We start from the raw sequence: 9,527 nt of genomic DNA on the forward strand, positions 1-9,527 counted from the left end.
CCATTCTAACACACTTAATAAAACTGGCAAGGCTCATTAAGTGTTGACGCTTCGCGGGTTACATACTGTTTTTCTTTTCATCCCCGTCCTAAAGTATCGGGGCTTTCAAGAAAACATGATCGGTAAAGCCTATCACATATTATCCCGTCCAGATATCCGTAACTTGCTCGATCGCATCCTAGCCAGTGGAATTTGTACCACAATCGGGAGATGGTCAATGTTTAACGGTGTTTAAGACCGGAAGCGTAACGCTAAAGGTTGTTCCTTGATGCAGCACACTTTCAACGGTGATGTCGCCGTGATGATTTTGTGCGATCGCCCAAGCAATAGCTAAACCCAATCCTGAACCACTCAAAGGCGACGTATGACGGGATCTCGCCGAGTCTACCCGATAAAAACGATCGAAAATATAGGGTAACGCGGCCTCGGGAATCCCCACCCCATTATCCCGCACTTGAACCTGTAACCCCCAATGGCGACGATCCCGTTTTACCCGTCCTAATATCACCTCAACTAAAGCCTCTCCCTCCTTGTCTGTCCATTCTAAAGCCGTGTATTCAATCCCATTACTAATCAAATTAGTGAACAAACGCGCCAATTGATCCCACTCCCCCAACACCGCAAACGCATCCTCTCCCTCACTTTCCGGTTCTTCAATGCGTAAACATAAATACACATCGCGCTGTTGCGCAAAAACCCGTTGTTCCTCAATGACCTCAATTAATAACGCATCTAACGGTAAAGTCTGAGCATTCGTGACACCAATCCCACTATCAGAACGCGCTAAAAATAATAAATCATTGACCAAACGACCCAACCGTTGCGTTAAACGTTCCACCACTCGTAACTGTCGCTGTTGAGATTGGGGATCTTGATCCAAATAAGTTAAGGCCATCTGTACATTAGTTTGAATCGTCGCAATGGGATTGCGTAACTCATGGGACGCATCGGCCGTAAACTGTTTCAGACTTTGATAGGACTCCAAAATCGGTTTCATGGCCAATCCCGACAGAAACCAACCAATCGCCCCCACACAAACCACCATGAAACTGGTCCAAATCACTAAATCAATCACTAACTGCCGGGTGGGTTTTGTCACCTCAAACCAAGGATGACTGACTCGCAAATATCCCAACACTTGGCGACCTTGTTCTACTCGTTGGGTCACTTGACGTAATAAATTGTCATTAGAAAGATAAATCGTTTTGCCTGTACGATTGACCTGTAAAGGAATCAGGGGAGCGGTGGAAAAGGTAGACCAGAGGAGTTCCCCCGTAGGACTAAACCACTCTAGGTCAATGTGATCATCCTCCATCACCTCAGCATTGTTGCGAAAACTGGCCTCGACATTTACCCGGTCCCCTCCCTCTCCGGCCGCAAAGGTTTCAATCACTAAAGACCGTTCCACCACTTCTACAACGTGCTTTAAAGTGTCGTCTATTCGTTCAATTAGGGTATTGCGGACATAGATATACATTCCCGTGGCAAATAACAGGAGCAAAATTGCGGTAACGGCAGTATACCAAAGGGCTAAACGGCGACGGGTAGATTGAAACATCTGGAAATCAGGAGGCTGCTGGTGCGGGATGGTGAGGTGGGGAATCCCCCTTTCTAGGCTGGAAAATCGGGGTTTTATCTTTAAATGTGAGCGAAAGACTCCCGTTAGACCCGATAGGGTTAACGGGAGATGTAAGCAAACCAGCCAATAGAACTGAGCGAAAGCGAATCCAAAGATATTGCCTCAGCTACAATCTAGGGACTTACTCCCAACCTCCGCAATAATTTGTTATAATAGATCACACTCTTTTGATCTTAATGGTTTGTGATTTTTTTTGAGCGTTTCGTCAAGTTTTATCACAAAAATTCCCCGATTTTATCATTTTTCAATACAATGTGTTAGGAGCGTTAACTCAGCAAATTGCTAAGTTTTGTTGAGGAATAAGAACGATTGCAAATATCTTCAAATATTGATTACAAAATGAGGGAAAGGTTTGGTCAATTCTGAGGAAAGCCTTGATAATGAAGACAAGAGGAACAGATTCCTGTTTCACTCAATAGCAAAACAAAGATTCGTTAGCGAGACTCAGGCAGGAGGCAAGATTATGAAACTTTCCCAACGTTTAAACCAACTCAATACTTATTTTTCTGAAGCTGTTGCTCGGATTTTTGGACCGAGTGATGATTCTTACCCCACCATTGGAGTTCAACCTTTCTCTGGTGATCTTCCCTCAAAATCTGCTCATTCTCACCGTTAGTGAGTGGCTGAAATTAGTTGAACCCATTGAGGAGGGCATTCCTGACAAGAGTTGATTGATCACAGAGTTGATTGATCTATTCAGAGCAAGAGGCTCAGGTTCAGGTTCATTCGATTTTAATTTCAGGTGGTAATTGTTGGCAAGATGCAACACTGGATATTCGGGAAAAGTGTGTTACACTTTTCCCGTTCGCTTTTGCTCGTTGCGACAGAGGACTGAGAAAATGTCAGCCTTGTTGATGACTTCCCTCAAAACCTTGCACTTTTTTCGCCAATTTTAACAGGTCGTGGGGAGTTCAATCATCCCAGTCAAAGTCAGAAAAATCATGGGGAAATTGAGGAATTAATTGGAAACAGCCTAAACCCGTTTCTTCTCCTTCTTTACTTTCGGCTTCAAACAAACCCATAATCTGGGTTAAGCCCGGTGTTCCTCGGGATGCTCCCGTTACCCCCATTGCAATAACTAAACCACAGATTCCTCCGGTTTTTTTAAGCCGTTGCCGCCATTTTTTCTTGGCGTTTTTATGCTCGATAGATTCGGATTCAACGTCCCTGATGAGATACAATGTCTCTTGAACGGTTTTGGCTAAGATCAACTCATATTCTGTATCATGCAAGGAGTCCACACCGGGATTAAACAGAATCGAATCTAAACCGTCTTGCCCTTTCAACAGATTAATCATTGCTTGGGCATTAGACCGGGTGGTTTGAACCAAAATAATGGGCAAACCATCGGAATTTTTAGGGATTTTAAAATCGACCGTTTGAGTATATTTTTTCGGATGTTGCTGAATTTCTTCCCGTAAGCTCCAAGACAAAAAGCCTAGACTGATCATTGAACCATTCGGCACAAGGTCATGGTTAATGATCAGGTCAGGTTCTTCTTCTTCGTCCTCATCTTCAGGCACTTCTAACGTCAAAAACTCTTGGGATAACTCCGGCTGGGTAGCCACTTCCACTAAAATACTTTTCGCTTTGCCTTTCTGGGCAAATGGGGGCAGGGGAATGCGTATTTTATCGGTAATTTTTGACCAATCTGTTTCTGCAAAAACATTCAAATCGTCTTCATGGTCTTCGACAAACTCAGTGAGGGCGCGTAGGGTGACATAAACGGCTAAACTTTCCTCTTCGTCTAAAAAAGGACGAATCCCTTCGTAAGGGTGAACACTGCCAAAGATAGGCTCAATTTCACTAAATTCGTAAATCCCTAAATCAAAGTCTTCGTCGTCCTCATCGGGGTCTTCATCATAGCCACTTTCATAATTCAAATACCAACAGTCTTGGGAGAGAAAGGCTTCTTCTAACTCTTCCAAAACTTGGTTATTAATGACGGCGGATCGAAAGCGCCGCAAGGATTCGAGGGAACGATACATTAGCACGCCGTATTCTTTGCCTAACATCCCCATAATGGAAAGATAAAGAGTTCCTACGTCCCATTGATTGAGGGTGACGGTGATAATTTGATGATCTTGTAAGTAGTCCCAAGGACAGAGTTCCCATAGCTCTTCGGCCACGTTGGATAGCAGTTCAAGATAGGGGGCGGGTAAACGAGGGCGTTTCGCGCTGTTCATGGCGGCGAAACTGCGGAATAATTCGTCAATTAGGGGGAGATCCGGCACATAGTCGATGTTGATGTCGAGATCCTGTAGGGCGCCCCGGAGGAAAAATTGAATTTCGCGATCGCGCACCACAATTTTTTGGGGTCGAGCGGGTTGACTGCCACCTTGGGGATTTTCCATGGCTCGTAATAAAGACCGTGCGATCGCCTCAACCCCCATCTCTGAAGACACCAGATCGACACTGCGCACCACTCCTTCAGAACCATCTACCCACAAAATACAATCTCCGTTCGTGGTAGAGGTTTCTCCCCCATCAAGGGATAACTGTTGAAGCTCGCCAATGTCAGCCAAAGTACGACGATCCCCCTCCCAAACACTTGGAATCTGAGGGAGCTTTTGCAGACGACGCAAGGTATTGGGGGGGAAGTTACTCATAAGATCATGGAGTTAGTAGGGCGTTTGGGCCTAGGTCTTGCCCGTGTCAGCAGTTGTCTGAATCTGGGAACTCTGCCCCAAGACTGAAAGAACTCGCTAACATAAATTGTAGGATAACAAAGGGTCTAATAGGTTTGATCAAGATTCTAGTCTTGTTGCCTCGGGTAATGGGGGGGATTCTACAACCATCCTTAGACACAGAGTTATGATTTTGATCAACCCGGCATTGAACCCATATTTACGAATATGATTAGGAGTATAGCCAGCAATGAGTCAAGCTACTCAACCGGAAACCAAAGGCATTCAACTGAGTGAAACTGCCCTTAAGCATCTGGTGATGTTGCGAGAACAACAAGGAAGTGATTTGTGCTTGCGGGTGGGAGTCCGCAACGGGGGGTGTTCGGGAATGTCCTACATGATGGATTTTGAAGACCCCAGTAATATCCGCCCCGATGATGAAGTTTACGACTATGACGGGTTTAAAATCATTTGCGACCCCAAAAGCCTACTTTACCTCTATGGGTTGATGTTGGATTATAGTAACGCCCTGATCGGGGGCGGGTTTCAATTTACCAACCCCAATGCGTCTCAAACTTGTGGCTGTGGCAAGTCTTTCGGCGTTTAAAAAAATCCCCGGAATTCCCCATCCCGTAAGGGTGGGGGAGTTCGTCGAGGTCACTTGCTCCTTCCCTCACACCCGATGGAGTCATTCACGCCGGAAATGAGAAGCAAACCCCTTAACTTCTCCACGGGTTAAAACCGCGTGGATTCTAAGCTGTAAAATGGGAGATTAGGCTGAATTTGGCCGAACTCTCACCAGGAAAGGGAATAAAAACCATGTCTGAATCTGTTGCTTCTCTCTATGAAAGTGGACTGGAACGCTATAAATCTGGGGAAAGTCCAGAAAGTCTGATTCCAGTGTTTAAGGAAATTTGCGATCGCGCCAAAAAAAACGCGGCCGCTTGGTCTAGTCTGGCTTGGTTATATCTCCTCACCAACAAACCCAACCAAGCCCTCAAAGCGGCTCAAAAAGGCGTTAAACTCGATAAAAACGCCCCCCAAGCCCGAGTCAACCTCGTGCTGGCCATGTTGGATGCCGGACAGAAAGGGGTGCGCCCTCATGTTGAAGTGATTCAACAAATGATCGGCGTAAGTTCAGAAGTGCGCCAAGAATTAGCCGAAAGCATCGAGGACGGTTTAAGCCGTAAACCCGACTGGGCCAGTCTTCAGCGCGTTAAAGCTTGGCTTTTCGAGTAATTGATTCAACCCCGGTTAATTGACCCATGACCTTAAGCAAAACTCACCTGATTGGACTCAAAGCGGATCAATTCCGCCATCCCTTGGATCAAGAAGCAACCCAAGCCCTGAAACAGTTGCCCGGTTTGGATTTGCTAGTGCGTAATCTGCTGGGTTCTTTGGCCGAACAAGTGCTGTATCTCAATAACATTGCCTCCAGTGTATTGGTGGGAGAAAATCAACTCCCCCACCTCTATCACCTCCTACAAGACGCTTGTCGGGTGTTGGATGTAGAACCCCCACAGCTTTATGTCCAGCAAAACCCGGTTCCCAATGCCTACACCTTCGCCATGCGAGGGAAACAGCCCTTTATTGTGCTGCATACCTCCCTGATTGAAATGCTCACCCCCGAGGAAATTCAAGCGGTGATTGCCCATGAATTAGGACATCTTAAATGTGAACATGGGGTGTATTTAACCTTGGCCAATTTATTGGTCTTAGCGTCGGGATTACTACCCACTTGGGGAACCGTCGTCGCCCAGTCTTTACAAGAACGGATGCTGGCTTGGTTACGTTGTGCCGAATTTAGTTGCGATCGCGCCGCCCTCCTCGCCACCCAAAATCCTCGCGTCGTCATGTCCGTATTAATGAAACTCGCCGGAGGTTCTCCCAGTCTCGCCCCCCAACTCAACCTAGATGCCTTTATTGCCCAAGCCAAAGCCTACGATGCCATTAGTGAAAGTGAGTTAGGCCAACTGCTCAAAGCCGCCCAAACCGCCCAACTCACCCATCCCGTCCCCGTCCTACGAGCGCGGGAAATTGATCGTTGGGCCAGTTCACAAAATTATCAGGGGTTGCTAGAAAAACCCACATTAGGTTATAATGGCGAAGCTAAGTCGAAAGTCACGGGCAAGTGGCGGAATTGGTAGACGCACTACACTCAAAATGTAGCGGCCTTTGGTCATGAGAGTTCGAGTCTCTCCTTGCCCATACGAGTTGAAGTTGAATAAAACCAAGGGCTTTAGGCTTCACTCAACTCTCGCTCACAACTGTTTCATTCTAGGTTCACAAGTTTTAGTGAGCGGTTTTAGTTAAAAACGAGTTAGCTTTAGACTAATTCGTTGAACACTGAACCGTAAAAGGGTGAGAATAGGGTGAGATTGGGAGTTAAAAGCTTGTGGCTAAGGTTAGAGTCTCTCCTTGCCCATTTGAATTTATCGAATCAGGAGAGAATTGGGTTATGAGCTTAAAGAAACTCAAGGCTGAACTGCTTGCTGATCCAGAAGGGAAAGCGGAATATGAGAAAATCAAACCGAGGTTTGATGTCGCAAAAGCCATTCTAGAAATGCGCAGAACCTTAGCCTTGACTCAACGAGAGTTAGCCGAAAAAGCAGGGATTAAACAATCCCACATTGCCCGCATTGAATCAGGGAAACAGTCTCCTCGTCTCGAAACCATTGCGGGCATTGCTGCCAGTGTCGGCTACACTGTTGAACTTAGGTTAGTCCCAATGGATCAAGCTTCTGAGGATAACCCGGAGTAAACTACCCATTGATTCCCCACACCCGGGTTCCGGGTCATCCATAATTTATCAGTTATCAGTAGGGCGATGTGCAAGGAACAAGGTACGATAAAGTGCAAGCCATTTGTTGTAAATAGAGTTCAATCTAATGTTTAAGAAACCCCTTTTATCCCGTTTATTGGCGTTGCTTTGCGTCGCCGTCATTGGTTTAGTGGGCTGTTCCTCCACCACGACCTCTGGTTTAACCGGAAATTATGCTCAAGATACCATCACCGTGGTTGAACACTTAGACCGCTTAATTGATCTGCCTAATGATGACCCCAATCTGCCCACAGAACAAGCCCTCGCCCGACAGGAAATGAATGATTATGCAGCCCTGTATCGCCGCAATAGCAAAGTCTCCGGTTTGCGCTCCTTCACCACCATGCAAACGGCTCTCAACAGTTTAGCGGGTTATTATAGTTCCTATGGTAGTCGCCCCTTAACCGATAAACTCAGAACACGCCTCCACAAGGAATTCAAAGACGTGCAGTTTTCCCTCAAACGGGGTTTCTAATCTTCAAAACTGTCAAGGTTCTTGGACAATCCCCGGCCTTAAGGTCGGGGATTCTATATTCTGGGTCAGTCCAGATTATCCTGAACAGTCAACAGACCAGAGGAGAGAGCATCAAATAACGGAATGTTCTGGGGGAGTTGCCCTCTCTTCTTCCCTGTCCGAAATCGCCCTACGGAGTCTATAGTGGGGTTTTGAGAGGATTGGCAACCTAAAAACCCTATTCACGTCACCAATAGGATGCGCTGATTGTTAATGCTCATTGTCCAGATTATTGAACCTTGATGAACTCTAGTTTTTCCCTTTCCCTTCGCCCCCAGTTTTGGCGTAAACTGGTGTCCAGTTTGTTGATTGGCACGACCCTGAGCAGCCTCTTGCCGTGGTCTAATCCCGCCCTAGCCCAAACGAACCTTTACTGTCAATTTAGCCCCCAAGCGATCGCCGAAAAAGACACACTGCGAGAACGGATGGTACAGGGCGATCAACAGGCCACCCGCCAGTACCAAGATTTAATCAAAACTCACGGGGATCTGCTGCGCCAATGTCGGAGTCGGAACTGGCCGCAAACCCAAGCCATTTGGTTGCGTCTGTACCCCTGTGATGCCTCTCCGGGAGCCTTAGATAGGGTCTTAGACCATATTGTTGAGAAAGGCTACAACGAGGTCTATATTGAGGTGTTTTACAACTCTCAAGTTCTCCTGCCAGCCAATGATAATCCCACCCCTTGGCTGCCTGTGTTGCGATCGCCCGGACAGGAAAACATCGACCTCCTCGCCACCGCCATCCAAAAAGGTCGAGATCGAGGCTTAAAGGTCTATGCTTGGCTCTTTACCATGAACTTTGGCTATGGTTACGGCGTGCGTTCCGATCGTCAAGGTGCGATCGCCCGCAATGGCAGAGGTCAAAATAGCCTCGCCGTAGTCCACGACGGTTCTCAACTCTTCATTGACCCCTACAGTCGTCAAGCCCAAACCGACTACTATCAACTGGTGCAGGCCGTCCTCAAACGTCGCCCCGACGGCGTTCTCTTCGACTATATCCGCTATCCCCGAGGCAGTGGACAAGACTCCGTAGCCGGACAAGTCCAAGACCTCTGGATTTACGGCCCCGCCTCCCGTCAAGCCCTCCTCCAACGAGCAGGCAATAACCAAGGTCGAGAACTGATCGAACGCTTCCTCAATCGCGGCTCCATTAACGGTTCCGATCTCCAAGCCGTTCGCAGTCTCTACCCCAACGAAAGCGGCCCCCAATGGCAAGGATTAAGCCAAAGCAACCTACAAACCGCCCTCTGGGATTTAGCCGTCGCCCATGCGGCCCAAGGGGTGATCGATTTTCTCAACTTTGCCGCCACCCCCGTCATGCGTCAAGGTCTTCCAGCCGGGGCGGTCTTTTTCCCCCTAGCCAATCAACCCGTCGGTCAACAGGGTTATGATTCCCGCTTGCAACCTTGGGATCGTTTTTCCACTCAAATGGAATGGCATCCCATGGTTTATTCCGTTTGTGGTCATACCCGTTGCATCTTAGAAGAAGTCCAGCGCGTCGTCAATCGAGCGCCTAGTCAAACCCGGGTCGTTCCCGCCTTAGCCGGGTTTTGGGGTCGTCCCGATGGCAACCGACCCTCTCTCGACGCGCAAATGCAGGACATTCGCCGCTACTTCCCCCAAATCAACGCCGTGAGTCATTTCGCCTACTCTTGGCAAGAACCCCAACGAGATCGCGAGCGCCAAGCTTGTCGGCCGTGATCTTTTCCCAATGCTCTCCCATGAGGGAGAGCGCGGGGTGGTTGGGAGCTAAAGCCCAATTTTTGCAAAGACTACCACATCATCTTGTTCATATTGCAGTTGACGTTCGCCCCTGCCTAAAGGCGAGGGGATTCTTCATTCAACGAGTCTCCGTTAGCCAGCAGGATTTCTCCAACTAACCAAGAGGGAATCTCTCCTGAAGCGTTTAAAGTTTGGCTGCGCCCCA

The 9,527-nt window shown here is 47.7% G+C and carries 9 protein-coding genes, 1 tRNA gene and 1 pseudogene; 8 read left to right on the top strand and 3 right to left on the bottom strand.

Annotated elements, in window-relative coordinates; genetic code table 11:
* Positions 1-214: 214 nt before the first annotated feature.
* The gene (locus K4A83_RS20695) at positions 215-1,558 is read right to left on the bottom strand and encodes a sensor histidine kinase (protein ID WP_265266597.1); all 1,344 of its coding nucleotides are present in this window, start codon (positions 1,556-1,558) and stop codon (positions 215-217) included.
* A gap of 544 nt (positions 1,559-2,102) precedes the next feature.
* On the opposite strand from K4A83_RS20695, the gene K4A83_RS20700 reads away from it, so the two are divergent.
* Positions 2,103-2,255 carry a hypothetical protein gene (locus tag K4A83_RS20700; RefSeq protein ID WP_017305009.1) on the top strand — a complete coding sequence of 51 codons (153 nt, stop codon included), beginning with the start codon at positions 2,103-2,105 and terminating at the stop codon, positions 2,253-2,255.
* Between the two features lie 295 nt (positions 2,256-2,550).
* Here K4A83_RS20700 and K4A83_RS20705 read toward each other — a convergent pair whose 3' ends face one another.
* A complete protein-coding gene (locus tag K4A83_RS20705; protein WP_265266599.1) occupies positions 2,551-4,248 on the bottom strand; it encodes a DUF6930 domain-containing protein in 1,698 nt (565 codons plus the stop codon).
* 268 nt (positions 4,249-4,516) lie between these two features.
* Here K4A83_RS20705 and K4A83_RS20710 point away from each other — a divergent pair, with 268 nt between their 5' ends.
* The 7 genes from K4A83_RS20710 (at position 4,517) to K4A83_RS20740 (ending at position 9,301) form a co-directional block, all read left to right on the top strand.
* Positions 4,517-4,873: a HesB/IscA family protein gene (locus tag K4A83_RS20710; protein ID WP_265266600.1), complete on the top strand. Its 357-nt coding sequence runs from the start codon at positions 4,517-4,519 to the stop codon at positions 4,871-4,873.
* Between the two features lie 212 nt (positions 4,874-5,085).
* Complete coding sequence (locus K4A83_RS20715; protein ID WP_265266601.1) at positions 5,086-5,505, top strand: tetratricopeptide repeat protein; 420 nt, start codon at positions 5,086-5,088, stop codon at positions 5,503-5,505.
* 26 nt (positions 5,506-5,531) lie between these two features.
* On the top strand, positions 5,532-6,413 hold the full coding sequence (locus tag K4A83_RS20720) for a M48 family metallopeptidase (protein WP_265266602.1): 882 nt from the start codon (positions 5,532-5,534) through the stop codon (positions 6,411-6,413).
* Positions 6,392-6,474: transfer RNA gene (locus K4A83_RS20725), tRNA-Leu, on the top strand. The genes K4A83_RS20720 and K4A83_RS20725 overlap by 22 nt, the downstream gene beginning before the upstream one ends.
* A 250-nt stretch (positions 6,475-6,724) precedes the next feature.
* Complete coding sequence (locus tag K4A83_RS20730) at positions 6,725-7,027, top strand: helix-turn-helix domain-containing protein (protein WP_265266604.1); 303 nt, start codon at positions 6,725-6,727, stop codon at positions 7,025-7,027.
* 127 nt (positions 7,028-7,154) lie between these two features.
* A complete protein-coding gene (gene psb27, locus K4A83_RS20735; protein ID WP_265266605.1) occupies positions 7,155-7,562 on the top strand; it encodes a photosystem II protein Psb27 in 408 nt (135 codons plus the stop codon).
* Between the two features lie 281 nt (positions 7,563-7,843).
* Positions 7,844-9,301, top strand: coding sequence for a family 10 glycosylhydrolase (locus tag K4A83_RS20740; protein ID WP_265266606.1), 1,458 nt, complete (start codon positions 7,844-7,846; stop codon positions 9,299-9,301).
* A gap of 116 nt (positions 9,302-9,417) precedes the next feature.
* Here the strand turns inward: K4A83_RS20740 and K4A83_RS23690 are convergent.
* Positions 9,418-9,527: pseudogene (locus K4A83_RS23690) on the bottom strand (RNA-guided endonuclease TnpB family protein); the annotation flags it as partial.

It is taken from the genome of Spirulina subsalsa FACHB-351 (assembly GCF_026130165.1).
GTDB lineage: Bacteria > Cyanobacteriota > Cyanobacteriia > Cyanobacteriales > Spirulinaceae > Spirulina_A > Spirulina_A subsalsa_A.

Bases quoted from the DNA above. Each gene is read 5' to 3' on its own strand.
- K4A83_RS20740 (WP_265266606.1), top strand. From the start codon at position 7,844: ATGAACTCTAGTTTTTCCCTTTCCCTTCGCCCCCAGTTTTGGCGTAAA.
- K4A83_RS20720 (WP_265266602.1), top strand. From the start codon at position 5,532: ATGACCTTAAGCAAAACTCACCTGATTGGACTCAAAGCGGATCAATTC.
- K4A83_RS20730 (WP_265266604.1), top strand. From the start codon at position 6,725: ATGAGCTTAAAGAAACTCAAGGCTGAACTGCTTGCTGATCCAGAAGGG.
- K4A83_RS20700 (WP_017305009.1), top strand. From the start codon at position 2,103: ATGAAACTTTCCCAACGTTTAAACCAACTCAATACTTATTTTTCTGAA.
- K4A83_RS20715 (WP_265266601.1), top strand. From the start codon at position 5,086: ATGTCTGAATCTGTTGCTTCTCTCTATGAAAGTGGACTGGAACGCTAT.
- K4A83_RS20695 (WP_265266597.1), bottom strand. From the start codon at position 1,558: ATGTTTCAATCTACCCGTCGCCGTTTAGCCCTTTGGTATACTGCCGTT.
- K4A83_RS20705 (WP_265266599.1), bottom strand. From the start codon at position 4,248: ATGAGTAACTTCCCCCCCAATACCTTGCGTCGTCTGCAAAAGCTCCCT.
- psb27 (WP_265266605.1), top strand. From the start codon at position 7,155: ATGTTTAAGAAACCCCTTTTATCCCGTTTATTGGCGTTGCTTTGCGTC.
- K4A83_RS20710 (WP_265266600.1), top strand. From the start codon at position 4,517: ATGAGTCAAGCTACTCAACCGGAAACCAAAGGCATTCAACTGAGTGAA.